At 68.0% G+C, this 25,384-nt stretch carries 21 protein-coding genes and 1 pseudogene; 12 read left to right on the forward strand and 10 right to left on the reverse strand.

Annotated elements, in window-relative coordinates; translation table 11 throughout:
* The 6 genes and pseudogenes from ON40_RS04645 to ON40_RS04670 form a co-directional block, all read left to right on the forward strand.
* Nucleotides 1–1,385: pseudogene (locus tag ON40_RS04645) on the forward strand (sensor histidine kinase); the annotation flags it as partial.
* Nucleotides 1,382–1,795 (forward strand): roadblock/LC7 domain-containing protein, encoded by a 414-nt coding sequence (locus ON40_RS04650; protein WP_011207200.1) that lies wholly within the window; start codon nt 1,382–1,384, stop codon nt 1,793–1,795. The pseudogene ON40_RS04645 and the gene ON40_RS04650, both read left to right, overlap by 4 nt.
* Before the next feature lie 7 nt (nt 1,796–1,802).
* Entirely contained in the window at nt 1,803–2,177 is a 375-nt protein-coding gene (locus ON40_RS04655) for a DUF742 domain-containing protein (protein ID WP_040818858.1), read from the forward strand.
* Nucleotides 2,158–2,760, forward strand: a complete 603-nt coding sequence (locus ON40_RS04660; protein WP_174435003.1) for a GTP-binding protein — start codon at nt 2,158–2,160, stop codon at nt 2,758–2,760. Before ON40_RS04655 ends, ON40_RS04660 begins: the two co-directional genes overlap by 20 nt.
* Nucleotides 2,761–3,106: 346 nt before the next feature.
* Entirely contained in the window at nt 3,107–4,594 is a 1,488-nt protein-coding gene (locus ON40_RS04665) for a carboxyl transferase domain-containing protein (protein WP_245567667.1), read from the forward strand.
* A gap of 75 nt (nt 4,595–4,669) precedes the next feature.
* Entirely contained in the window at nt 4,670–5,527 is an 858-nt protein-coding gene (locus ON40_RS04670) for an aldo/keto reductase (RefSeq protein ID WP_040818861.1), read from the forward strand.
* On the opposite strand, the gene ON40_RS54350 is transcribed toward ON40_RS04670, so the two are convergent.
* A complete protein-coding gene (locus tag ON40_RS54350) occupies nt 5,528–6,856 on the reverse strand; it encodes an NAD(P)-binding protein (protein WP_245567668.1) in 1,329 nt (442 codons plus the stop codon).
* Between the two features lie 123 nt (nt 6,857–6,979).
* On the opposite strand from ON40_RS54350, the gene ON40_RS04680 reads away from it, so the two are divergent.
* The 4 genes from ON40_RS04680 (at nt 6,980) to ON40_RS04695 (ending at nt 11,676) form a co-directional block, all read left to right on the forward strand.
* Nucleotides 6,980–7,705 (forward strand): enoyl-CoA hydratase, encoded by a 726-nt coding sequence (locus tag ON40_RS04680; RefSeq protein WP_040818863.1) that lies wholly within the window; start codon nt 6,980–6,982, stop codon nt 7,703–7,705.
* Nucleotides 7,705–8,862 (forward strand): MBL fold metallo-hydrolase, encoded by a 1,158-nt coding sequence (locus tag ON40_RS04685; RefSeq protein WP_051192687.1) that lies wholly within the window; start codon nt 7,705–7,707, stop codon nt 8,860–8,862. The genes ON40_RS04680 and ON40_RS04685 overlap by 1 nt, the downstream gene beginning before the upstream one ends.
* A 36-nt stretch (nt 8,863–8,898) precedes the next feature.
* Nucleotides 8,899–9,306, forward strand: coding sequence for an antitoxin (locus tag ON40_RS55940; RefSeq protein WP_063712947.1), 408 nt, complete (start codon nt 8,899–8,901; stop codon nt 9,304–9,306).
* A gap of 114 nt (nt 9,307–9,420) precedes the next feature.
* Complete coding sequence (locus ON40_RS04695; protein WP_040818864.1) at nt 9,421–11,676, forward strand: ATP-dependent DNA ligase; 2,256 nt, start codon at nt 9,421–9,423, stop codon at nt 11,674–11,676.
* Here the strand turns inward: ON40_RS04695 and ON40_RS04700 are convergent, their stop codons facing one another.
* Nucleotides 11,677–12,321, reverse strand: coding sequence for a cysteine hydrolase family protein (locus ON40_RS04700; RefSeq protein ID WP_040819408.1), 645 nt, complete (start codon nt 12,319–12,321; stop codon nt 11,677–11,679). It abuts the gene before it with no gap.
* 194 nt (nt 12,322–12,515) lie between these two features.
* On the opposite strand from ON40_RS04700, the gene ON40_RS04705 reads away from it, so the two are divergent.
* Nucleotides 12,516–13,760: a lipase family protein gene (locus ON40_RS04705; protein ID WP_040818866.1), complete on the forward strand. Its 1,245-nt coding sequence runs from the start codon at nt 12,516–12,518 to the stop codon at nt 13,758–13,760.
* 9 nt (nt 13,761–13,769) lie between these two features.
* Here the strand turns inward: ON40_RS04705 and ON40_RS04710 are convergent, their stop codons facing one another.
* From ON40_RS04710 to ON40_RS04725, 4 genes are all read right to left on the reverse strand, one after another.
* Complete coding sequence (locus tag ON40_RS04710) at nt 13,770–14,402, reverse strand: DUF8020 domain-containing protein (protein ID WP_040818869.1); 633 nt, start codon at nt 14,400–14,402, stop codon at nt 13,770–13,772.
* A 276-nt stretch (nt 14,403–14,678) separates the two neighbouring features.
* Entirely contained in the window at nt 14,679–15,416 is a 738-nt protein-coding gene (locus tag ON40_RS04715; RefSeq protein WP_040818872.1) for an energy-coupling factor transporter transmembrane component T family protein, read from the reverse strand.
* Nucleotides 15,417–15,465: 49 nt separating this feature from the next.
* Nucleotides 15,466–17,595, reverse strand: a complete 2,130-nt coding sequence (locus tag ON40_RS04720; RefSeq protein WP_083895409.1) for a DUF2232 domain-containing protein — start codon at nt 17,593–17,595, stop codon at nt 15,466–15,468.
* Nucleotides 17,596–17,676: 81 nt separating this feature from the next.
* Entirely contained in the window at nt 17,677–19,155 is a 1,479-nt protein-coding gene (locus ON40_RS04725) for a flavin-containing monooxygenase (RefSeq protein WP_040818874.1), read from the reverse strand.
* An 86-nt stretch (nt 19,156–19,241) separates the two neighbouring features.
* Between ON40_RS04725 and ON40_RS04730 the strand changes: the two genes are divergently transcribed.
* The gene (locus ON40_RS04730) at nt 19,242–20,303 is read left to right on the forward strand and encodes an AraC family transcriptional regulator (protein WP_040818876.1); all 1,062 of its coding nucleotides are present in this window, start codon (nt 19,242–19,244) and stop codon (nt 20,301–20,303) included.
* Between the two features lie 8 nt (nt 20,304–20,311).
* Here ON40_RS04730 and ON40_RS04735 read toward each other — a convergent pair whose 3' ends face one another.
* The 4 genes from ON40_RS04735 to ON40_RS04750 form a co-directional block, all read right to left on the reverse strand.
* Complete coding sequence (locus tag ON40_RS04735) at nt 20,312–21,088, reverse strand: metallophosphoesterase (RefSeq protein ID WP_040818879.1); 777 nt, start codon at nt 21,086–21,088, stop codon at nt 20,312–20,314.
* Nucleotides 21,089–21,244: 156 nt separating this feature from the next.
* Complete coding sequence (locus ON40_RS04740; protein ID WP_051192689.1) at nt 21,245–22,015, reverse strand: RluA family pseudouridine synthase; 771 nt, start codon at nt 22,013–22,015, stop codon at nt 21,245–21,247.
* A 55-nt stretch (nt 22,016–22,070) separates the two neighbouring features.
* Nucleotides 22,071–23,420, reverse strand: a complete 1,350-nt coding sequence (locus ON40_RS04745) for a WS/DGAT/MGAT family O-acyltransferase (protein WP_040818880.1) — start codon at nt 23,418–23,420, stop codon at nt 22,071–22,073.
* A gap of 106 nt (nt 23,421–23,526) precedes the next feature.
* Entirely contained in the window at nt 23,527–25,320 is a 1,794-nt protein-coding gene (locus ON40_RS04750) for an acyl-CoA dehydrogenase (RefSeq protein WP_040818881.1), read from the reverse strand.
* Nucleotides 25,321–25,384 lie beyond the last annotated feature (64 nt).

The following is a 25,384-nucleotide window of genomic DNA, read 5'->3' on the forward strand; positions in this document are numbered from 1 at the left end:
CGGGTCCGAGTGGCCTGCCGCAGCGTGAGCCCGGCGCCAACGGCCTGCCCAAGCGCGGACCCAACGGTCTGCCGCAGCGTGGTCCGGGTGGTCTGCCGCAGCGCGATGCCGCGGGTAACGGTCTGCCGCAGCGTGGTCCGGGTGGTCTGCCGCAGCGCGATGCCGCGAGTGACGGTCCGTCCCAGCGCGATACGGCGGGCAACGGTTTGCCGCAGCGTGATTCGGCTGCGCCGCAGCGTGATACACCGGGCACCGGTCTGCCGAAGCGGGATCCGCTGAGCGGGGATCTCCCGCAGCGCGATGCCGCGAGCAATGCGCTGCCGCCGCGGGATCCGTCCGCCGGTGGTCTCCCGTCGCGCGAGGGTGGTCAGCCGGGCGCGAACGGTCTGCCCCAGCGTGGTCCGGGTGGTCTGCCCCAGCGCGATGCCGCGGGTAACGGCCTGCCCCAGCGCGAGAACACGGGTAACGGTCTGCCGCAGCGTGACGGCAACGGTCTGCCCAAGCGGGAGAGCCCCGGCCTGCCGAAGCGGGAGAGCACCGACAACGGCCTGCCCAAGCGCGATCCGCTCACCGGTGACCTGCCCAAGCGCGATCCGCTCACCGGAGATCTGCCCAAGCGCGATCCGCTCACCGGAGATCTGCCCGAGCGTGATCCGCTGACAGGTGATCTTCCGCAACGTGATTCGAGTGGTAACGGCCTGCCGCAGCGTGACTCCGCCGGAACCGGCCTGCCGCGTCGCAGCGCCACTCCGCCCGGATTGCCGCAGCGGAATTCGGCGGAAACCGAGCCGCCGCAGCGGGATTCGGGTATAACCGGTCTGCCGCAACGCAAGCCCGGTGCCGGACTGCCGCCGCGTCCGCTGCCGACGCCCGGCCTGAGCCTGCCGCCTGCGGATCGATCGGCCGAGAACACAGACAAGGGGGAGGACCTGGGCGAGGGCCGCGAACGCGGTCGCCACAGCTTCAAGTCCAACCCGCAGAAGACGGCCGCGTTCTTCCAGACGCGGTTGCAGCCCACCGAGGACACCCAGTCGTCGATGGCCGACAGCCCGATCTTCGCGGAGATGATGTCGGCCTGGCTGGCGGATCCGAACTCGGATCGGTCCGAGGTGGCTGCCGCCTTCGAGTCGCCGGGCGACGAGGGTTGGGAGGCCGCCCGCCGGGCGGTCGAGGCGCCCTCGGACAAGCGCACCGCATCCGGACTGCCACAACGTGATCCGGGTAACCGGCTCGTGCCCGGTGGTGTCGGTGGCAAGGTCGATCGGGTACCGAGCAACCGCGACCCCGATTCCATCAGGTCAAGTCTGAGTCGTCACCAGCAGGGCGTCCGGGATGGCCGCGCAATGAAGGCAATGAACCTTACCGGAGATAAAGGAGACCGATGAACCCCGATCTAGGTGGTACGAACCGTCAGCTGGACTGGCTGGTTTCGAACTTCGCCAACGAGGTTCCTGGCGTCGCTCATGCCGTGCTGGTTTCGGCGGACGGTCTGTTGATGGCCGCGAGCGCCCAGTTGCCCGTGGACCGTGCCGAGCAGCTATCCGCAGTGACCGCCGGGCTGGCCAGCCTCTCGGTGGGTGTGTCGAACCTGTTCGAGGGCGGCACAGTTCTGCAGTCGGTGGTCGAGATGGAACACGGCTACCTATTGCTGATGGCCGTCGGTGACGGTTCCTATCTGGCCGTGCTGACCAACACGTCGTGCGACATCGGCCAGGTCGGCTACGAGATGGCGTTGTTGGTTGAGCGGGTGGGCCAGACGGTTCAGGCGACGCCTCGCGTCACGATGGGTTCCTGATGGTGGGATGGACATAGACAACCAGCGCGTGGGGAGCGCCGAGCCGAGCCTCGTACGCCCGTACTCACTGACCGCCGGCCGCACGCGGCCGACGGTCGAGTTGGCGTTGGAGGCCCTCGTCGCAGCGCAAGCGGTCGCCTTCGAGCGGCAGTTCGAACTCACCAATATCGAGACGTCAATCGTGGAGTTGTGCAGGGAGTCGCCATCGGTTGCCGAACTGGCTGCCCGGCTGGGTATCCCGATCGGGGTGGCACGTGTTCTCGTTGCCGATCTCATCGAGGCCGGACATGTACGAGTCTCGGCGACATTGAAGGACGACTCGAGCGACGATGAACGTCGCGAGCTGATCGAAAGGGTTCTTAGTGGACTCCGGCGTATTTGATTCGACGGCCCAGGTCGATACCCGCACCAGTAAACCTACCTCGGCGAAGATCGTGGTCGCGGGCGGTTTCGGTGTGGGCAAAACGACCCTGGTCGGTGCGGTCTCGGAGATCGTTCCGCTGCGCACCGAGGCATTGGTGACCAATGCCAGTGTCGGGGTCGACAGCCTGGCCGCCGTGCCGACGAAGAACACCACAACGGTGGCGATGGACTTCGGCAGGATCAGCCTCGCCGATGACCTCGTGCTCTATCTGTTCGGTACACCGGGGCAGTACCGCTTCTGGTTCATGTGGGACGACCTGATCCGCGGCGCCATCGGCGCCGTGGTGTTGGTCGACACCCGCCGGCTGGAGGACAGCTTCGCCGCCGTCGATTATTTCGAGGCGCGCAGCCTGCCGTTCCTGGTCGCCATCAACGAATTCGATGATGCGCCCAGGTATCCGACCGAGGACATCCGGCAGGCGCTGGCCGTCCCGGCGGACGTGCCGATCATGTCGATCGACGCGCGTCGGCGGGAGCCGGTCAAGCAGGCGCTGGTCTCGGTTACCGAGTACGCGCTGCGCAAGGTCGTACAGGGCTACTGAGCCCGGCGAGACAGGGTCGCGAGCCCTGCCTGCCGGAGCAGGGCTGCCCTGTGCTCCGCGGCGTGTTCCGGCGCCACGGGGTGATCACACCAGTCGCACCCCCGCCGGGGATGCGCACGTCCGATCCGAGTGGGTCGGACGCGTCGCGTATCCCGGGCAAGGGTGCGACTGTCCGTGACTCGATGAGGGCTGTGGTCCATTAGCTCTCGCTGTCACGAACGCCGTGTAGCGGATCACCCACGCCGCCGCGAACATATCCTTAACTCGATCTGCCGGAGCGAAGCGGAGGCCAAAAATTCAGTCTGCGCGAGAGTTGTTGGCGGAGTTGCTCGATGCCGGTTCTTTCGTGAGCTGGGATCGGTCGCCGGTGGAGGTTGCGGCGGGGGCCGAGTATCGCGAGGACTTGCGGGCGGCTGCGGATCGTTCGGGGGTGGACGAGTCGGTGGTGACCGGTGAGGGCCGGTTGCGGGGGCGGCGGATCGCCGTGATCGCTTGTGAGTTCGGGTTTCTCGCGGGATCGATCGGGGTGGCCGCGGCGGAGCGGATCGTGCTGGCGGTAGAGCGGGCAACCGAACTCGGGTTGCCCCTGGTGGCCTCGCCGACCTCGGGCGGCACCCGGATGCAGGAGGGCACAGTCGCTTTCGTGCAGATGGTGAAGATCGCCGGGGCCGTGACGATACACAAGGCGGCCGGGTATCCGTATCTGGTGTATCTGCGCGATCCGACGATGGGCGGGGTGTTCGCGTCCTGGGGTTCGTTGGGGCACATGACATTCGCCGAGCCGGGCGCGTTGATCGGCTTTCTCGGGCCCAGGGTGTATCGGGCGCTGTACGGACGGCCGTTTCCCGAAGGTGTGCAGACCGCCGAGAATCTGTACCGCAACGGGGTCGTCGACGGCGTGGTGCCGGTTCGGGTGTTCCGGCGGATCGTGCATCGGGTGTTGAATGTTGTGAATAATGTTCAGGGGCAGGGGATTTCGGATTCCGACCGGTCTGGATCGAGGACGGCCGTCGAGAGCACCGGATCGGATGATGCGAAATACCCTGTGGAGCAAACGGGTTCGAGCGCAGATCGATCCGCCTGGGATTCGGTGCTGATCTCCCGCCGCCCGGACCGCCCCGGCATACGCGAACTGTTGCGCCATGTGACGGACCGAGTTCCGTTGAGCGGCACCGGTCAAGGCGAATCGGATCGGACCGTCGTATTGGCGCTGGCCCGCTTGCGTGGCCGCCCGTGTGTCGTGTTCGGACACGATCGCGCGGGGCAGACCGGCGAGAACACCATGGGCCCGGCCGCATTACGGGAGGCGCGGCGCAGTATGCAATTGGCCGCGGAACTGCACCTGCCGCTGGTGCTGGTGATCGATACCGCCGGTGCGGCACTCTCGCGCGAGGCCGAGGAACGCGGCCTGGCCCCCGAAATCGCGCGCTGTCTGGCCGATCTCATCACGCTCGAGACGCCGACCGTCTCGGTGCTGCTGGGACAGGGCAGTGGCGGTGGCGCACTGGCTCTGCTTCCGGCCGACCGGGTGCTCGCCGCGACGCACGCCTGGCTCGCGCCGCTGCCGCCGGAGGGCGCCAGCGCCATCGTCTTCCGTGATACGGAGCACGCACCCGCGCTGGCCGACGCGCAACGTATCTGCGCGGCCGATCTGCTGGCCGACGGTGTGGTGGATCGCATCGTGCCCGAATATCCGGACGCCGCGGACGAATCGGTCGACTTCGCCCGTCGCATGGTGAGCACGATCGCCGCCGAACTGACCCGGTTGGACGGCCGATCGGCGGACGAACTCGTGCTCGTTCGGCAGCAGCGGTACCGCCGCCTCGGTCTGTGATGAGCGCGGACCCGCGCGCCAACACGCTCCGGGGCGTTCGTTGACGGTTGGACGAACCGCTTCTACCGTCGAATTGTGACCTATCGCAGCGAGACCAGCGCCGTCCCCTCGATCGTCCTGAACGACGGGTCCGTGATTCCGAGGCTCGGCTTCGGTGTCTTCCAGGTTCCCCCGGGGGATGCGGCAGCGGCGGTCACGTCGGCGTTGGAGGTCGGATACCGCAGTATCGACACTGCGGCCGTCTACGCCAACGAGGCCGGAGTGGGTGATGCGGTGCGCAAATCCGGCCTGGACCGTGACGAGGTCTACCTCACCAGCAAGCTGTGGAATTCCGAGCAGGGCTACGACTCCACGCTGCGCGCCTTCGATGCCACCATGGCCGAGCTGGACATGGATTATCTGGATCTGTACCTGATCCATTGGCCGGTGCCCGCCGCCGATCGGTGCGTGGACACGTTCCGCGCGATGCAGGAGATCAAGTCGCAGGGGCGGGTCGGATCGATCGGTGTGTCGAATTTCACTCGCGAACATCTGGAGCGGCTGATCGGCGAGACCGGGGAGACTCCGGTGTTGAACCAGGTCGAGTTGCACCCCAGCCTGGCGCAGCCGGAACTGCGCGCCTTCCATGCCGAGCACGGCATCGCGACCGAGGCGTGGGCCCCGCTCGGGCAGGGCTCGGAGCTGAAGGATCCGACGATCGGCTCGATCGCCGCGGAGGTCGGCCGCAGTCCCGCCCAGGTGATCATCCGCTGGCATCTGCAGCTGGGCAATGTGGTGATTCCCAAGTCGGTGACGCCGTCCCGGATCGAGGAGAACTTCGACGTGTTCTCCTTCGAGCTGAGCTTCGAGCAGATGCAACTCATCTCCGCGCTGGACACCGGCAGTCGGCTCGGCCCGGATCCGGCGACTTTCCGCGTCGGCCTGGAGGACTGATCACACGCGGCGCAGGCCGAGGTGCTCGGTGAGTTCCACCGCGGCGGCCCGGCCCGCGCGGTTCGCGCCGATGGTGCTGGCCGACGGGCCGTAGCCGAGCAGATGGATGCGCGGATCGGCGGCGACCTGCGTCGCGAGCCGGCCGGTCATGGTGATGCCGCCGCCCGGTCCGCGCAGCCGCAGCGGCGCGAGATGATCGAGCGCACTGCGGAATCCGGTGGCCCACAGGATCACCTCGGCGGGCTGGAAGGAGCCGTCCGCCCAGCGCACGCCGTCCGGTTCGATCCGGGTGAACATCGGATGCCAGTCCAGTACGCCGCGCGCGCGTGCGGCACGAATCCGGTCGTCGACCGGTAGTCCGGTCACCGACACCACCGAGCGGGGCGGCAGTCCACGCCGCACCCGATCCTCGACCATCGCCACCGCGCGCCGCCCGGCCTCGCGGGTGAATTCTTCGGTGCGCCAGCGCGGTTCGGTCCGCGACGTCCAGGTCGTCGTGGTCACCTGCGATATCTCGTCGAGCAACTGGACCGCCGAAATTCCGGCGCCCACGACCACCACGTGCCGCCCGGCGAACTCTTCGGCGGTCCGATAGTCGTGGGCATGCAGTTGCCGCCCCCCGAACGTCTCGGCGCCCGGATAGTAGGGGATGAAGGGCTTCTCCCACGTTCCCGTCGCATTGATCAGCCCCCGCACCCGCAGCGTCGCCTCTACCGCGTCGGAAACCTTTGCCGCATCGGCGGATTCGCTGTTCGGATCCGGATGTCCGTTCATCCGCGCTGCGGCCGTTCGATACGCCCCGTCGGCATCCGCGTCGGAATATCGTGTTGCACTGCCGTATTCACTCGCCGGTCCGGTCGTCTCGGCCGATGTGTGAGGTGTCGGGTCGGCCGGCTCGCCGGAGGGCGGTGTCGTAGCGCCCGGGGCGGTCTCGGCGTGCAGTAGTCCGTCGACGGATTCGGTGGGGCAGGTGCTGGGGGTGGCGCGGTCGCAGACCACGCGGACCGTGGTGGGCCGGTGGACGCGCAGGTCGTAGCGCTGCTCGTAGCGGGCGTAGTACTCCGGGATGGCGGTGGCGGCCTGGGCGTGTTCGGAGCCGGGTCGCAGCACCTCGGCGAATGCCATTCCTGGGAGGTCGTGTACGCCGTTCACGGTGGTGAGGGTGAGCGAGGGCCAGCGGAACTGCCAGGCCCCGCCGGGGCCCGGTGCGTGATCGATGATGAGAAAGTCCTGTTCGGGGCGCAGCCCGAGGCGTCGGAGGTGGTATCCGGCGGACAGTCCGGCCTGTCCGGCGCCGATCACCAGGATGTCGGCATCGGGTGCGGTCACGGCCGCCACAGTACCGCGAAGTGCGTCGGGTGCGGCCGGGCAACCACGCGCCGCATACAGTGAAGGTTGTCCGAGGCGAGACGATGTGTCCGAGCCCACTACCGTACGAACCGGGGAGGCCCCTTGCTCGCAGTGAGCCGCGATGGTGACGTGGTCACCATCGAATTACAGCGTCCGGAGCGCCGCAACGCGCTCAACGAGGAATTGGTGGGGAGGCTGCGCGAGGCCGTGGTCACCGCGGCGGCGGATGCCCGGGTGATCGTGCTGACCGGTCAGGGCACCGTCTTCAGCGCGGGCGCCGATCTGAACGGGGTGTACTCGGAGACCTTCCTGGACGCCCTGATGGGCATGTTGTCCGCGATCGAGTCGGTGCCGGTGCCGGTCATCGCCGCACTCAACGGTCCGGCGCTGGGCGGCGGCGTGCAGCTGTCGCTGGCCGCGGATCTGCGGGTGATGGCCCCGGACGCCTACATCGGTATCCCGGCCGCGAAAATCGGTGTCTCCGTGGACCGTTGGACCGTGCGCCGGTTGGCCTCGATCATCGGCGGCGGCCCCGCGCGCAGCATCCTGCTGGGCCTGGACACCATATCCGCTTCCGACGCATACACTTTCGGCTTCGCGAACCGGATCGGAACGTTGGACGACGCGCAGGGCTGGGCCAAGTCGATCGCCGAGCTGGCCCCGCTGTCACTGCGTCATCTCAAACTGGTGCTCAACGACGACGGCACGCGCGATCCGCAGTCATCGGCGCAGCGTGAGGCGCTCGAGGCCGCGTGGAGCAGCGCCGATGCACAGGAGGCGCGCATGGCACGGCAGGAGAAGCGTCCGGCGAAATTCGAGGGGCGTTGATGAGTACCTTCACCACGATCGTGCGTCGCGCCGCTCTGGGCGTGGCCGGTGCGGTCGGACTGAGCTGGGTCGCGCGGGCGGTCTGGGAGATGCCCGCGGCGATGGGCGCCTCGGTCTCGGCCATCGCACCGGTGGCCGCGCGGTCCGCGCGCTATCGCAACCGGCAGTTCTACAACACCGAACCCAGTTCCCAGCTGGTTCCGGGATCCGGTGTGTCGCTGATGTTCTCGGCGCTGACCCGGCGCGGCGTCGGCCGTCCGACCGGCCGGATCCCGCTGGCCACACCGGATGTGCCCGAACAGGCCGGCGCCCTGGCGGTCACCTGGTACGGGCACGCCTCGACGCTGCTCGAGGTCGACGGGTATCGCATTCTCACCGATCCGGTGTGGAGCGAACGGGTTTCGCCGTCCGCGATCGTCGGGCCGACCCGGATGCATCCGGTGCCGGCGCCGCTGTCGGAGCTGCCGCCGGTGGATGCGATCGTCATCTCGCACGATCACTACGACCATCTGGACCGCGATACCGTCACCGCGCTGGTCACGAGTCATCAGGCGCCGTTCCTGGTGCCGATCGGCATCGGCGCACATCTGCGCATGTGGGATGTTCCCGAGGAGCGCATCATCGAATTGGATTGGGGCGCTTCGTTTTCCCTGTCCGAACCGGTCGGCGGCGGGCAGCCGGGCGAGCTGGTCGTGACGTGCACCGAAGCGCGGCACTTCTCCGGTCGCGGGCTGGTGCGCAATACGACGCTGTGGGCCTCGTGGGCGATCGCCGGACCCACCCGGCGCGTCTACTTCGGCGGAGATACCGGTTACACCAAGGCATTCGCGGAGATCGGCGAGAGCCTGGGCCCGTTCGATCTGACGCTGTTGCCGATCGGCGCGTACGACGTGCACTGGCCCGATGTGCACATGAATCCGGAGGAGGCGGTGCGCGCACACGCCGATGTGTGCCGCGGGAATTCCGGACACGGCCTGATCGTCCCGATCCACTGGGCGACCTTCAATTTGGCATTCCACGGCTGGTCGGAGCCGGTGCGGCGACTGGTCGCCTCGGCCCGCGCGGCCGGAACTCCGGTATCGGTTCCGTTGCCGGGTCAACGTATCGATGCCAATGCGCTATCACCGCAGGTTCACTGGTGGGAAGATATGGGCTGACCAGCGATAAATTCGATGGGTGAAGGAGCGGGACGGATGAGTCTGATGGATACCCTCAAGGGCTTGGTCGGCAAGGGGAGGGAGGTTGCTGCCGAGAACGCCGACAAGATTCACGGTGCCGTGGACAAGGCCGGCGAGTTCATCGATGAGAAGACCGGCGGCAAGTACTCCGATCAGATCGGCAAGGGCGCCGCGGCGTTGAAGAACGTGATCCCGGAGCAGCCCGGAGCCGAATCCGAGGCCGCCGCGGAGGCGCCGTCCGCGCCCGAAGCGCCGTCGGCTCCCGAAACGCCTGCCGCGCCTGCCGCTCCCGAGGCGCCGTCCGCGCCTGAGGCGAAGGCCGACCCCGCTGCGGAGGCCGAGCCGGAGGCGGTCGTGGACGCCGAGCCGACGCCCGAGACCGCGTCGGAGAGCGACGCCGAGCCCGAGTCCGGCCAGGGCTGATTTTCGGCAATCTGTTGTCGGACGGGCTGTGCTGTAGGGCATGTTCGGCCGCCCGTCCGCCTGCGGACCCGCGTGTGTGGCCGGTACGCAGTTATCGGCCCGTAAACTTCGACCATGGCCACCCGCCGGGATTTCGGGGGTATCGAGGTTGAGCTGAGCAACCTCGACAAGGTGCTGTACCCGGCGACCGGGACCACCAAAGGCCAGGTCATCGACTATTTCACCGCGATCGCGCCCGCGCTGCTGCCGCATATCGCCGGTCGGGCGGTGACCCGTAAGCGGTGGCCCAACGGGGTCACCGAATCCTCCTTCTTCGAGAAGAATCTGGCCGCGCACGCGCCGACGTGGCTGGACCGGAGGGTGCAGCAGCATTCGAATCGGCGCGTGGTGTACCCGCTGATCGATTCGGTCGCGGGCATGGCCTGGCTCGGGCAGCAGGCCGCACTGGAAATCCATGTGCCGCAATGGATTTTCGACCACGACCAGCGTGGGCCGATCACCCGGCTGGTCTTCGATCTGGATCCGGGTCCGGGGGTGGGTCTGGCCGAATGCGCGCTGGTCGCGATGCGGATCCGCGATACCGTGCGCGATGTGGGACTGGATGCCTATCCGGTGACCAGCGGTAGCAAGGGGATTCACGTCTACGTGCCGTTGGTGCGCGTGCTCGATCCGTCCGGGGCCTCCACGGTCGCCAAGCAGGTCGCGGTGGGCCTGGAGAAGGTATATCCGGATCTGGTGACCGCGACCATGGCGAAGGCGGCCCGGCCCGGCAAGGTCTTCCTGGACTGGAGTCAGAACAATCCGTCCAAGACCACGATCGCCCCGTACTCGCTGCGCGGGCGCACCTCGCCGATGGTTGCCGCGCCGCGCGCCTGGGGCGAGATCGAGGACCGGGAAAGCCTGCGGCACTTGACCTTCGAAGAGGTGCTGGCGCGCTGGCGGAAGCATGGCGACCTGCTGGCCGGACTGGATGCATCGCATCGGGCCGGTGCGCCGGATCCGCTGGCCACCTATCGCTCGATGCGTGATCCCGAGCGGACTCCGGAACCTGTTCCGTCGCAACCCCCTACGCCCGGCGCGGGCAATCGGTTCGTCGTGCAGGAACATCACGCCCGGCGTCTGCACTGGGACGTGCGGCTCGAGCGCGAAGGGGTGCTGGCGTCCTGGGCGGTGCCGAAGGGCCCGCCGACATCCTCGACGGAGAATCGGCTCGCCGTGCGGACCGAGGATCATCCGTTGGAATACCTCGACTTCCACGGTTCGATCCCTCGGGGAGAGTACGGCGCGGGTGCGATGACGATCTGGGATTCGGGCACCTACGAGACCGAGAAGTGGCGCGAGGACGAGGTGATCGTACGGTTTCGGGGCACTCGTCTGGACGGCCGGTACGCGCTGATCCGAACCCGGGGCGATCAATGGCTCATGCATCTGATGAAGTCGGAATATGGTGCAGCGCAATCGGTATCGAACGCTCAGCGGCGTCCGGTCGAGCTGCCGCGCGATCTGAGCCCGATGCTGGCCACCGCCGGTGACGTGGCGACCCTGGACGCGGCGGACTGGGCTTTCGAGACGAAATGGGACGGCTTCCGGTTGATCGTCGAGATCGCCGACGGCGTGGTCACCGCACGCAGCCGGGCCGGAAATACCGTGACCGAACGGTATCCGCGCCTGGTCGCACTCGGCGAGGAGCTCGACGAGCATCGTGTGGTGCTCGATGGCGAGGCGGTCGTCTTCGACGCCGACGGAATTGCGAATCTCGCTCTGCTACAGGCGGATTCGGTCAGAGCCGAATTCGTGGCCTTCGATGTGCTGTATCTGGACGGCACATCCCTTGTCCGCAAACGCTATTCGGATCGACGTCGGGTGCTCGAGGCGTTGGCCGCCCGCGCGCCCGCGCTCCTGGTGCCGCCTCGGCTGGACGGTTCCGGTGCGCAGGCATTGGACTACAGCCGCGAACACGGGATGGAGGGTGTGGTCGCCAAACGACTGGACTCGGTCTACCTGCCCGGACGACGTGGACAGTCCTGGATCAAGACCCGCAACTGGCGCACCCAGCAGGTGGTCGTCGGCGGTTGGCGACGCAGCACCGCGCGGCCGTTCGCCTCTTTGCTGGTCGGGGTGCGGCACGAGGGTGAGCTGATCTACGCCGGGCGGGTCGGCACCGGATTCGACGAGCGGGAGATGGCGGATCTGGCCGCCCGCATGCGTCGCCTGGAACGCAAGACCAGCCCGTTCGACAGCGATCTGACTCCCGCCGAACGCGAGGACGCGGTCTGGGTGACGCCGAAGCTCACCGGCACCGTGCGCTATATGAACTGGACCGAATCCGGCCGCCTCTGGCATCCGGGTTGGCTCGGATCCAGTACTTGATCAGGCGTTTCCGGTCAGCAGCGGGACGATCGTGGACACATCGGTGACGATCGCGTTGCCCTGGAAGGCGAAATCGTCCAGCGCCCGGCCCATCGCCGCTTCGTCCCGGCCGCCGCAGGCGTCACCGATCACGACCGGGATGAAGCCCAGGTCGGTGGAGTGCGTGACGGTCGGGGCGATACCGATCTCCAATGCCACGCCCGTGATGGCGTAGGAGACGATGCCCAGGTCACCCAGTGTCGCGGCGAGCGGGGTGCCCTCGAATGCGGACATGGTCGTCTTGTCGAAGACGATCTCGTCCGGCCCCGGGCGCAGTTCCGGCACCAGTTCGAAGCCCGGCGTGTCGCGCAGCAGGATCGGCTGCAGGTCCTCGACCGCATCGACGCCCTGCCAGTTCATCGCCATACGCAGGGCGAATACGCCGCTGAGGCGGGGAGGAAGGAACATGTGCCGCAGGAAGACGACCGGATATCCGCCGCGGCGCGCCGCCTGCACCACGCGCACCACCTGTGCGACGATCGCGTCGGCGTGCTCGAGCTGGGACAGCACGCCCACCTGCATGTCGTAGACGATCACCGCCATCCGGTGCGGGTCACAGACGTCGGCGAGTCCGTCCGGAATGTCGAGCCCATTGCCCTGTCGCACCGAACTCTCCTTCTGTCGCATGCGGTTTCGACCCACAGTACCGGGCGTCGGCGTGTCGCGGAAACGTTCCCCGACCGGCCGCGGACATCGTTGACCTGGGTATTCGGGACCGATAGCGTGCTGTCTCGGTGGTGAGGTGCGGTCGGGGTGATCGGTGCTCGCGGTACCTCGTGCGGCGACGTGGGAGGTAACGGATGGGATTCAGGTGGCTCGCGGGTGCACACGCCTCGCGTCGGCGGACGGGCGTGGTCCTGTCGGTCGCGATCGCCATGGTGCTGGGCCTGCTGTCGGCGCAGCCGACGCGCGCCGATGTGCGCACTCCCGACGACGACCCGTTCTACGCCGCACCAGCGGATCTGGCCGCCCAACCGGATGGTGCGGTGCTCGGTACCCGCTCGATCGATGTCTTCGGTCTGCCGCTGCCGATCTCGGCGTGGCAATTGCGTTATCGCACTACGGATTCGGTGGATCGACCGATTGTGGGTGTGGCCACGGTGCTGGTGCCGACCACCTCGTGGGACAAGGGGCCGCGACCGCTGCTGAGCTATCAGGTGCCCGAGGACAGCCTCGGCACCCGATGCTCGCCGTCCTTCGCTTTTTCCGGCGGGCGTGATCCCGGCGTGGTGAACACACTGCTGGACGTGCCGTTCATGACCGCCGCGCTGTTGCGTGGCTGGGGGCTGGTGGTCAGCGATTACGAGGGCCCGTACTCGCGTTTCCTGGACGGTCCGGGTGCGGGCCGGTCGGTGCTGGACGGCGTGCGGGCGGCGCTGTCCTTCGCGCACGGTGGCGTGCAGGCGACGAGTCCCGTTGGGGCGTGGGGATATTCGGGTGGTGCGTTCGCCACGCTGTGGGCGGCGCAGATGCGCGCGACCTACGCGCCGCAGGTGCGGTTCGCGGGGATCAGCACCGGCGGCGTTCCGGCCGACCTCCCCGCGATCGCGCGGCGCGTGGACGGCGGGGTCCAGGCCGGGCTGGCCCTGCTGATCGTGATGGCGCTGACCCGCAATCACCCCGAGTCGGGACTGTCCGGCATGCTCAACGATCGCGGGCGGGCGTTCCTGGCCGCGAATGCCACCGCCTGTGGATCCGATCTGGTGCCGCAAAACGTCAACGCACATGTCGACGACTACACGAATGAACCGAATCTGTTGGACAGCAAAGTCTTTCGCAATGTGGCCGCGGCCAATGAACTGGGCGTGAACGCGCCCGACGTGCCGCTGTACATGTATCACAGCAACTCCGACGACGTGATTCCGGTGGCGGGATTCAGTGCCCTGGTCGACCGGTACTGCGCGTCGGGCGCGACTCTCACCGCGATCCATTCACCGTTTCCCACACACAACGGTGCGGCGGCCGGGGAGGCTCTGGGGGGGATGAACTTCCTCGCCGACCGCTTCGCCGGGCGGCCCGTCACACCGGGCTGCACCATTCGATGAATGCCGTGATCACTGATTCCACTTGGTGGTGCCGGGTGCGGCGCCGAGGGTGTTGACCAGGTCGAGACCCGCGATGACCAGCGCCGGACCGCCGACGGCGAGCGTGCCGATGATGCCGCCGAGCGTGGCTCCCGCCAGGACGCTCGCCACCACGCCGGGGCCGCTGACGATGCCGGTGAGCCCGATCAGCGCGCCCAGAGCCGTGCCGATGAATCCGCCGACCGCGGTGGCGATGCCGAACTGGGTCGAGAAAGCTTCCAGCGCACGTTGATTCTCGGTCACCGAGGCCACCGGAAGCGCCCGCGCCGGCCGGGCCGCGGCCACATCCTTCACCGCGGTCAGGTCCAGTTCGCGCGAATCGGCGCTGATCCGGTGCGGCAGTGGGTATTCCGTGCCGTTCTGCCGGATCGACAGCGGCAGTGTGACGACGGTGTTGCCGTCGGTGTCGCGGATGTCGACGGTGCGCTGATCGGCTGCCGCTCGGAACGATCCGCCGGTGAGTGTGGTCTGCACGGTGTTGCCCACCAACTTCGTGGCATAGTGCACCACCGGCATGGCGGGATCGGCGTGCACGGTACCGGCGCCGAGGCCGAGGGCGATCGCCACCGGTACGACGGTAGCGATGAACTTGCGCAGGAGCATTCGCCTGTTCCAATCTTGATCAGGTTCGTCGGAGAACATGGGCGCGCGCAGGCACAGACTCCCGCTACTCGACCGGGTGCGCGCGGGTTCGTGTAGCGAGATGGTAACTGCTGCACGTTCGCGCAATCCTAGAGATTTCGGGGATTGCCATCCCTGAATCTTGGGTGATCCCTCGAGTTTCGGCCGTGATTGGATGATTCCGGGGTGCGAAAAAGACCCCCGGTCGGTTGATTTCCGGGACTATTCGTGCGAATCGGAGGATTCCTACCGGGCGGTCTAGAGCGCGAGGTTGATCGCCACTGCCGCAACGCCTATCGCGATCACGACGAACAGTGCGACCACATCGCGACGTCCCGGGGCGCTCGGATACGCGGTGAGTTGTCCGGTGCCGCCGCGCGCGGTGATCGCTTCACCGAGTTCGCCCGCGCGGCGCGTGGACACCGCCATCGCCGCGGTCAGGATGTCCATGAGTGCGTTGTCGGTGGCGCGTTGCAGCAGACCGCCGTTCGGGCGCAGTTTGCGTGCGGCGCGCAGGATGCGCATCTCGTCCAGCAGGAGCGGAAGGCCGCGCAACGTCAGCGCGACCACCACGGCCCATTCGTCCACCGGCACCCGCAGCAGACGCAGCGGCGCACCGAGTTTCGCGAGGGCGGGCGCGATCTCGCCCATCGGGGTGGTCCACGCGATCAGGAAGGAGGAGATGACCAGCAGCAGCGCGAACGTCATGGTCTGCGCGTAGTGCAGCACCGCCGCCCAGCCGGCCGGGAGGGAGGTGAAGGCGCCGACGCTCAGCAGCGCCCAGAACGGCCACGGCAGTCGCGGCAGGGTGCCCGGCGGCAGATGCGCCACCGCGCCGACCGCGATCAGGAAGACCACCACCAGGCCCAGCACCGGCCAGGAGGGCTCGAACAGCACGATCATGCTGAGCAGGAAGACCGCGATCATCTTCGTCCCGGCCCACAGCCGGTGCACCGGGCTCTGTACCGGAACCTCGCGGAGCAGCACCATGGTCATCGCGGGTCTCCCGCACTGCCGGACGGAATGCGTTGTGCGCAAGTCGGTCTCATCGGTTGCCTCCGGTCGCGCCGGGTCGCTTCGGGCTGAGCCGGGTCAGGCTTCGCGCCGCGAGTCCGGGAGTGTGGGCGGGTTCGGTCGTCGGCTGCACCGCGGTCTCCGGGATCAGGCCGTGCCGCAGGTGCACGGTCCGGTCACAGACGCCCGTCATATCGTCCACGTCGTGTGAGATGACGATCAGGGTCAGGCCCGAATCTCGCAGGCGGGCAAGGAGTTCCACCACCTCGGCGCGGCCCTGCGGATCGAGTCCGGCCAGCGGCTCGTCGAGCACCACCACCTGCGGATGGCTGGCCACGATCGCCGCGAGCACCACGCGTTTGGCCTGACCGCCGGAGAGTTCCTCGATCGAATGCGAGGCCAGCGCGCGATCCAGGCCGACCGCGTCCAGCGCCCGGCCGACCGCGGCCGAGCCGGTGCCGCTACCGCCCCAGTCCTCGATCTCGGCGGCCACCGTCTGCCGCTGCAGTTGCAGCCGGGAGTGCTGAAAGGCCAACGCCACCGTGCCGATTCGGGTCGAGACCCGGTGGGTGCCCGTGCCCTCGTGCAGTTCGCAACTGCCGTGACTCGGTTCGACCAGTCCGGCCATGATCCAGGCCAGGGTGGATTTGCCCGATCCGTTCCCGCCCACGATCAGCAGCGCCTCGCCGCGCCGCACGGTGAGATCGACGCCGTGTAGAGCCGTTGCGGCCCACGGGGTTCCGCGGTTGTAGGTGTGACGGACGCCGCGCAACTCCAGGATCGGATCGCCCATCGGACGGCGTCGTACGTCGCGGGCGGGGCGCGGCCACGCGGGCAGCCGATCCACCTGCCGTCCGCCGGACAGATGCACCACGCGGTCCGCGGCCGCGGCATCGGCCTCGTGATGGGTGACCAGGACGACCGCCATCGGATGCCGCCGGGGCAGTTCGGCCAGCAGGGCGACCAGATCGCGGCGGCCGTCGGGATCGATCATCGAGGTGGCCTCGTCGGCGATCAACAGTGCCGGTCTGCGGGCCAGTGCCGCGGCCACGGCCAGCCGCTGCTGCTGACCGCCGGACAACGTCGCGGTCTCCGACTTGCCCATCCCGCCGAGTCCGACCTCGGCCAGCAGCGATTCCACCTCCACCTGCTCGGCCAGTTCCGGGGACAGACCCCACACCACGTCGTCGGCGACCTGCACACCCAGGGTCTGGCTCTCCGGACGCTGCAGGACCAGCGCGGTCCCGCCGAGTCGGCCCAGTCCGGCCGAGCCGGGACGTTCGACCGCGCCCGCGCTGGGTGGCCGTCCGGCCAGCAGCCTGGTCAGTGTCGATTTACCCGAACCGTTGTGCCCGACGACGGCCACGAACTCCCCGACGTCCACGGTGAGCGAGACCGCGGTGAGCGCGTCGGCGCGCGCGCCCGGATAGCGGAACGACGCCTCGTGCAGGGTGACCGGCAGCGGCGCGATGGGACGGTCGTCGGGTGGGGCGTCCAGCAGGTCGCGACCGGGCAGCCAGGTCAGCCGGTCCAGGACCGAACCCAGGGCGAACCAGGAGAACACCGCGGTGGTGACCAGACCGATGAGGATGCCGCCGCCGACATAGGCCCACCACCAGTGCAATACCTCGTCGGTGAGCGAGCCCAGCGCCCGGCCCAGCGGTGCGAGCTGGGGTTGCTGTTCGGCGAGCCGCTGCACGCCCTTGGAAAGATTGCGGATGGTCTCGAACAACAGCTGTCGCGTGGCGGTGAACACCACCAGCATGCCGACCGAGAACAGCGAGGAAGCCAGACCGGCCAGGAGCGAGAGTCCGATCACCGCGGGCAGGCCGCCGCCGCGACGTTTGACGATGCCGACGATTCCGCCGATGATCGCCATCGCCACCGTGGTGAACGCGGAGAACATGCCCGCCACCACGAAGGTCACCAGGGTGGCCGCCGCCCCCGCGGTGAACACCGCGCGCAACCGGTGCCGATGCGCGAGCAGACCCATCGGCACCGCCGCGATCAGCATCAGCGCGGTGGCGATCGGCAGGACCGTGCCGACCGTCACCAACCCCACCGTGACACCGGCCAGGACCGCCCCGGTGGCCAATTCGATCGGGCGCAACGGCCCCTGCCCCAGCCGGGGCCGTTCGCTGCCTGTGGAAAGAGCGGTCACGATATCAAGTCTGCCAGGCCGGTCTGAGCGCCGTCTGGGTGTGCGCGGTGCGAAACCCGTGCGGCGGCTGTGCGGGCAGGCTCAGGCGCGAGAGCGGTCGGGGGTGGGAGTGAGGGTGTAGTCGGTGGGGTGGAGGGTTCGGGTGCGCAGGCGGTAGGCGGTGACCGTGCCGGGCCAGTTGTTGGTGATGCGGCCGGTCGCGTCGCGGTACCAGCTCGAACAGCTGGACCAGGGGGTGCGGCGGAGTCGGCGCTGGGTGTGGGTGTCGAAGTCGCGGGCGGCCTGCTCGGTGACCTCGAGCGTGTGGCCGGGGTGGGTGGTCAGGTGGCTCAGCGCCTGGCGGATGTAGCGGGACTGGCATTCGATCATGTACACGATCGAGCCGATGCCCAGATTGGTGTTGGGGCCGTACAGCAGGAACATATTCGGGAAGTGCGGCACCGTCATGCCCAGGTAGGCGCGGGCGCCGTCGGTCCAGGCGTCGGCCAGATCCACACCGTCGCGGCCGAGAATCCGCATGGGCCAGAGGAATTCGCTGCCCTTGAAACCGGTGCCGTAGACGATCACGTCGGCGGGGTGCACAACGCCGTCGGTCGTGCGCACCCCTTCGGGGACGATTTCGGCGATCGCGGTGGTGACCACGTCGACGTTGGGCTGGACGAGGGCGGGGTAGTAGTCGTTGGAGAACAGCACCCGTTTGCACAGCACCGGATAGTCCGGGGTGAGCGCGGCGCGCAGGGCCGGATCGCGGACTTCGCGGTGCAGGCTGGCGCGGCACAGCGATGCCACCAGACGTCGCAGGAACGGCAGATCGGCCAATCCCAGGGCGAAGAATTCCAGGAAGCACCACACCCAGAGACGTTGTGCCAGACGCAATCCCGGTACGTGTCGGAACAGTGCGTGGTGGAGCGGGCGATATTCCCGGTCGGTGCGGCTGACCACCCACGCCGCGGTGCGTTGGAAGACCGTCAGCCGGGCGACCCGCGGCTGGATCGCCGGGACGAACTGGATCGCGCTCGCGCCCGTGCCGATCACGGCGACGCGCTTACCGGACAGGTCGACCGTGTGATCCCACTGCGCGGAATGGAAGGACGGGCCCTCGAAGCGCTCGCGGCCGGGGATGGTGGGCAGTTGCGGCCGAGAGAGCTGGCCGACCGCGGAGATCAGCACGTCGGCGGTGTAGTGCGTGCCATCGGCGATGCGCACGGTCCAGGTTCCGGTGGATTCGTCGTAGGCGGCCTCGGTGACGTCCGCGCCGAATCGGATTCGCTCGAGCAAGCCGTTCTCGGCCGCGAGGCTCTCCAGGTAGTTCAGGATGTCGGCCGCGCCCGAGTAGCGGTGCGGCCAGTCCGGCTTGGGTGCGTAGGAGTACGAGTACAGCGGTGAGGGCACGTCGCAGGCCGCGCCCGGATAGGTGTTCTCCCGCCAGACCCCGCCCGGCTCGGCGGCTCGCTCCAGGATGGTGAAGTCGTCGAAACCGTTGCGACGCAGTTCCATCGCCATGCCGAGGCCACTGAATCCTGCGCCGATGATGATGATCGACGGTGCCGTCGTTGACATTGTGGCGCTCCTCACATCTGCGGGTGTAGCCTCCACTTTAAAGAGCGGGAGCGCTGGTGATCGAGATATTCGGCCATAATCGGAGTATGGCAACGGAGCAGCATCCCGCGATTCGCAATTGGGATTTCCCGCGAGGGATGGCGAGTGTGGCCCTCATGGTCGGCTACGCCCGCGAATACGGGGTACCTGCCGAGGTCATGCTGCGCGGAACTGCCCTGACCGAGCGCACCCTCGCCGATCCGGACGCGCAGATCGATGCGCGGACCGAATTGGCGGTGATCCGCAATCTGGTGCGCGCGCTCGGCACGGAACGTCCGGCGCTGGGCGTGGAAGTGGGGCGGCGCTATCACATCACCACCTTCGGCATCTTCGGTTTCGCGTGCGTCAGCAGTCCGACCCTGGGGGAGACGATCGCGTTCGCGCTGCGCTACCTGGAGTTGAGTTTCACCTTCTGTCTTCCGGTAACCCGTTGGGAGCCGGAACAGTTCGTCGCCGATATCCACGACGAACTGGTCCCCCCGGACGTGCGGCGCTTCCTGGTGGAACGCGATGTGCTGGCCATGCATCAGGTGATGAGCGATCTGCTGGGCCGCTCGCTGACGCTGCTGCGCGCCGAATTCGATTATCCGGAGCCGGAATACGCCGACCGCCTCGCCGAGATCATCGGTGTGCGGCCGCGTTTCGGGCAGCCGCAGAATCTGTTCGCACTCGATCCCGCCGTGCTGGAACAACCGCTGCCGCAGGCCAACGAGTACACCTGGGCGATGTGTCTGGCCCAGTGCCGGGACCTGGTGCACCGCCGTCGCGCCCGCACCGGCATCGCCGCCGAGGTGCGCGAACGTCTGGTGCCGCGCGGCGGCGTCGACGGCTACGCCGCACCCCTGGGCATCGACGCGGTCGCCCGCGACCTGAATATGAGCACCCGCACCCTGCGTCGTCACCTCGACGCGGTCGGCACCAGTTACCGGGCTCTGCTGGACGAGGTCCGCCGCACCCTGGCCGAGGAAATGCTCACCGCCACACCGCTGTCGGTCAGCGACGTCGCCATTCGGCTCGGCTACGCCGAAGCCTCCACCTTCATCTACGCCTTCAAACGGTGGACCGGAACCACCCCCGCCTCCTACCGCCGCGAGCGGGTGCGCAAGTAGGTGCCGAACTACACCGCGGCGATGCGGCCGCCCATCGGGACCGGGCGCAGCAGGGTGGTCAGGCGGCCCTCGTCGATGACGTGCAGCAGGAGCGCGGGGTCGGGCGCGTAGTCGATGGGGACCTCGCCGGGGGCGGTGACCTCCCAGGCGCCGCCGATGGTGGAGGCGACGCTGGGCGCGACGACCAGGGGTTTGCCGCCGAACAGGGTGGTGCCCATGGTGTGCATGTGGCCGGTGAGGACGCCGAGGATGCGGTGGTCGGCGGCGACGATCTGCTCGAGCCACTGTGGATTGGCCAGACGGATCGGGTCCACGACCGTGCTGTACATCGGCATCGTCGGATGATGCAGCGCGATCAGCACCGCGTCGTCGGGCGGGGTCGCGCGCAGCAGATCGGTGAGCCAGGCGAAGGTGTCGTCGCCGAGTTCACCGCCGCCGGTGCCGGGCACGGTCGAGTCGAGCAGGGCCACCGTCAACCCGTCCAGGCGCATCGCCCGATCGAGCGGTTCGGCCGAGGCCGCCTCGCCCAGGAGCACCCGGCGCAGTGCGGCGCGGTCGTCGTGATTACCGGGCAGCACCCACAGCGGGGTCGTGGCGGACCGCAGGGTGGCCAGCGCCTGTTCGTACTCCTCGGGCCGGCCCGCATCGGTGATGTCACCGGTGAGCAGGATCGCATCGGGTTGCCGCGGTAGCGCGGCCAGATAGGCCAGCACCCGTTCGACTCGTTCGGCGTTTCGGGTTTTCAGGTCGAAATGTGTGTCGCTGAGCTGAGCCAGCAAAATCATCGGCGGGTGCCTTCTCGTGAGATCGCGCCGTTGCGCCCGAGCGTGCCTGGACGGCACTCCATCAGGCTAGATGTCCGGTCGGGGTCGCGTCTTCATGAGACGCGCCACCGAATATAGCGGAGATGCATGACTCTTCGGTCGCTGTCGGCGGGCGGGTCATGCGTCCGCGGCCAGTGCGAGCAGTGCCTCCGGATCCTCGGTGAGCCGGGTCGTGCCCGCGGTCCAGAAGTCCGGGCCCGGCGCGGCCGTGAGTGCCAGTTCGGCGGGGTCGCGCCACGGGGCGTCCAGGCGCAACCGCCACGAATGCAGGTGGGTGCGCGGGTAGGCGCCGGATCGGTCGAACAGCGGATCGCCGGCGATCGGATGTCCGATCCAGGCCAGGTGCACCCGGATCTGGTGGCGGCGTCCGGTGATCGGGCGGACCGCGAGCACCGTGTGTGCCTCGCCGCGCAGCACCGTGGTGAATTCGGTGCGGGACGGATAGTTCTTGCCCGCCAGCACATCTCGCTGCGCGACCGACCAGGTGGCACCGGCCGGACCGTTGTCGGTGCGCGCGATGCTCTCGCGCGGGGCGGCGATCCGCACCCGATTCTTGCGGCCCACACTCAGCGGCAGATCGATGACGCCGTGATCGGGCAGCCCGGTGGACGCGGTGACGGCGAGATAGCACTTCTCGGCGGTCCGTTTGTTGAACTGCCTGGTCAGCTGGCCGTGCGCGGCGAGATCCTTGGCCAGCAGCACCAGCCCTGAGGTCACCTTGTCGATCCGATGCACCGGATACAGGGTTTCCCCGTCCTGTTCGGCGAGCTGCACGATATCGGTATCGTGCCGCTCCCCGGTCACGGAGATTCCGGCGGGTTTGTTCAGTGCCAGGATCGCCGCATCCTCCTCGAGGCGGCATTGTGCGCGTAGTTCCGGCCAGTGCATACCTGTAATAGTGGCGTCCGGCGCGTCGGCGCGGATGTGCGGCCCCGGGCTGCCCTCAGGACGTCGCGTGTTCGAGTTCGGTGAGGGCCGTGTCGAGGTGGTCGATGAGGGTGGGTAGTTGGGGGACCGCGCGGCGGCAGCCGACTATGCCGACGTCGAAACTGTCGGCGGTGCTGGTGACGGTGATATTCATGGCCTGGCCGTCGAACGGGATGGACAGCGGGTAGTTGTGCTCGAGCCGGGCGCCCTGCAGATAGACGGGTTTGCGCGGGCCGGGCACATTGGAGATGACGAGGTTGAACGGGACTCGGGGCAGTGCTTGGAAGCCGGGTAGGAAGGTCAGCCCGAGCGGGGACATCAGCAGTGCGGACAGCGCCAGCGCCTGCAGCCGCGGCAGTTCGGTGAACACGCGCTTGGATTCGCGCATCGAGGTGCTGATCGCGGCCAGCCGCTGCGCCGGATCCTCGATATCGGTGCCGAGATCACACAGCAGGGCGGCGACCAGGTTGCCCTCGGATTCGGTATCGCAGGTGCGGCGCAGGTTCACCGGGACCATGGCGATGAGTGGCTTGTCCGGCAAGGCATTTCGTTTCAGCAGGTACTCCCGCAGGGCGGCGGCGGACAGCGCCAGGACCACGTCGTTGACGGTGGTTCCGGTGGCCCGGCGCACGGCGTGGATGCGTTCCATCGGCCAGGAGCCGACCGCGATACTGCGCGCACCGCCGATCGGGACGTTGAACATCGTCGGGGGTGCGGACAACGGCAATGCGAGCTTGCCCTCGGTCAGCGCGCGCACCGCACTGCGTACACCGCCGACCTCGGTGGCCAAGCGCGGCAACGCATGCCGCACCTGCTGCCACAGGCTCTCGGGGGCGTCGGGTTCGGGTTCGGTGCGACTCACCGTCCACGGTGCGCTGATCCGGGTGCTGAACGGATCGTCGGTCAGGCTGCGCTGTAGCAGCCACTGTGCGGAGACGCCGTCGATGAGGGCGTGATGCATCTTGACGTAGAGGGCGAGCCGACCCCGCGCCATTCCCTCGATGATCCGGCCCTCCCACAGCGGGCGGTGCCGGTCCAGCAGGGCGCCGTGCAGGTGCTCGATCAGGTCGAGCAGTTCGGCCGTGCCGCCGGGCTGGGGCAGTGCGCACCGACGCAGGTGGTATTCCAGATCGATCTCGCCGTGCGCCCAGACCGCGCTGGAGAAATTGCCCAGGATGCGTCGTTGCCGTCGGCGGAAGCGCGGCCGAACGGGCGTGGCCGACATCAGCTCCGCGTACAGCGAGCGCACGAAATCGGTGCCCTGTTCGGCGGGCCGCTCGAAGATCTGCAGGCTCCCCACGTGCATGGGATGTTCCCGCGATTCGGCCGTGAGGAAGAGAGCGTCGATCGGGTTGAGGAGTTCCATCGAATCCGCCTATACCGGGTGGGTGTAGCCCTTGCGTGTACGGTGCGGCGTCGTTGCCCCCCGTCCGGACGAATGCGACCTGATCCGGGTGCAGCTCTCGGCGCGATTACAGCGACGCCGGGTCCAGGTCCAGGGTGGTGCGATCGAGCGAGTCGAGCAGATCGAACAGCGGTGTGGTGCGCGGTAGTTCCCACCGATAGAAATAGCGTGCCGCGGCCCGTTTGCCGTCGTGGAACGCACTGGCGTGTCCGTGCGCGGCTATGGCTTGTTCGAGCCAGATCCACGCCACCACCACATGTCCGAACGCCTCGAGGTAGGCCGCCGAATTCGCCAGCGCGATCTGCGGATCCCCGGACTTCCACAGCAGTGCGGTGCTGGTGGCGATGCGTTGGGTGGCCAGCGCCAGATCGTCGCCGAAATGACCGAGTTCGGCATCGCCGGTGGCTCCGGCGGCGGCGACGGTTTCGCCGATGGTGTCCAGCAGCAGCGACAGCGCGGCCCCGTTGTCGGCGGTGACCGCGCGACCCAGCAGGTCCAGGCTCTGAATGCCGTGCGTGCCTTCGTGAATCGGATTGAGCCGGTTGTCCCGGTAGTGCTGTTCGACGTCGTAGTCGCGGGTGTAGCCGGCGCCGCCGTGCACCTGGATCGCCAGATCGTTGGCGGCCAGACACCATTGGCTGGGCCAGCTCTTGGCGATCGGGGTGAGTACGCGCAGCAGTGTCTCCGCGCGGGTGCGCACGGAATCGGTTGTGGCGCTGCGCAGATCGTCGATCAGGGTGGCGCAGAACAGTTGCAGCGCCAGAGCGCCCTCGGCATAGGACTTCTGGGCCAGCAGCATGCGGCGCACATCGGGATGGTCCACGATCGGCACCTGCGGACCATCTTTGGCGCCGGTCGGGCGGCCCTGCGGACGACTGCGGGCGTAGTCCAGTGCCTTGAGATAGCCGGTGTAACCGAGGGCGGTCGCCGCGAGCCCGATGCCGAGCCGGGCCTCGTTCATCATGTGGAACATGTAGGCCAGCCCGCGATGCGGTTCGCCGACCAGATAACCCACCGCCCCGGGCCGCCCGCCCGGGGTGAACGCGCCGTCGCCGAAGATCGGCGCGGTGTTGACCGTGCCGCGCCAGCCCATCTTGTGATTGATTCCGGCCAGCACCACATCGTTGCGTTGGGTGCCCGAACCCTCTTGCGCCGGGAGGAATTTGGGCACGATGAACAGTGAGATGCCGCGAGTGCCCGACGGTCCGCCCGGAATCTTGGCCAGCACCAGGTGGATGATGTTCTCGGACAACTCGTGATCACCGCCGGAGATCCACATCTTGCGGCCGAACAGCCGGTATGTGCCGTCCTCCTGCGGTTCGGCGCGGGTGGTGATATCGGCCAGATTGGACCCCGCCTGCGGTTCGGACAGCGCCATCGTGCCGAAATAGCGGCCCTCGATCATCGGCGTGACGAACTGCTCGATCTGCTCCGGTGAGGCGTGCGCGGCGAGCAGATTCGCATTGCCCATGGTGAGCATGGGATAGCTGGTGGTCGCGACGTTGGCGGCGTAGAACCACGCCATACACGCGGTGAACACGGTGTGCGGCAACTGCATACCGCCGACCCGCTCACTCATGGCCGCGCCGATCAGCCCGGCCTCGGCGAATGCCTTCAGCGCCCGCTCGACCTCCGGCAGAACGTGTACCTTCTCCCCGTCGAAGGTCGGCTCGTGTAGATCGTTGGCCCGGTTGTGCGGGGCGAAGTATTCGGTCGCCAGATCCTGTGCCAGTTCCAGGACCTGATCGAAGGTCTCCCGGGAGTGTTCGCGGTAGTACTCGCGCTCGGTCAGCCGCGCGGTGTCCAGCCACTCGTACAGCAGGAACTCGAGGTCCCGCGCAGACATGATGAGCGAATTCATGGACTCCACCCTTGCGATCCGCGAGCCCGCGCGCAACCCATTCCGGGTAGACGCACCCGGTGCA

Source organism: Nocardia jiangxiensis NBRC 101359, assembly GCF_000308615.1.
Classification (GTDB): domain Bacteria; phylum Actinomycetota; class Actinomycetes; order Mycobacteriales; family Mycobacteriaceae; genus Nocardia; species Nocardia jiangxiensis.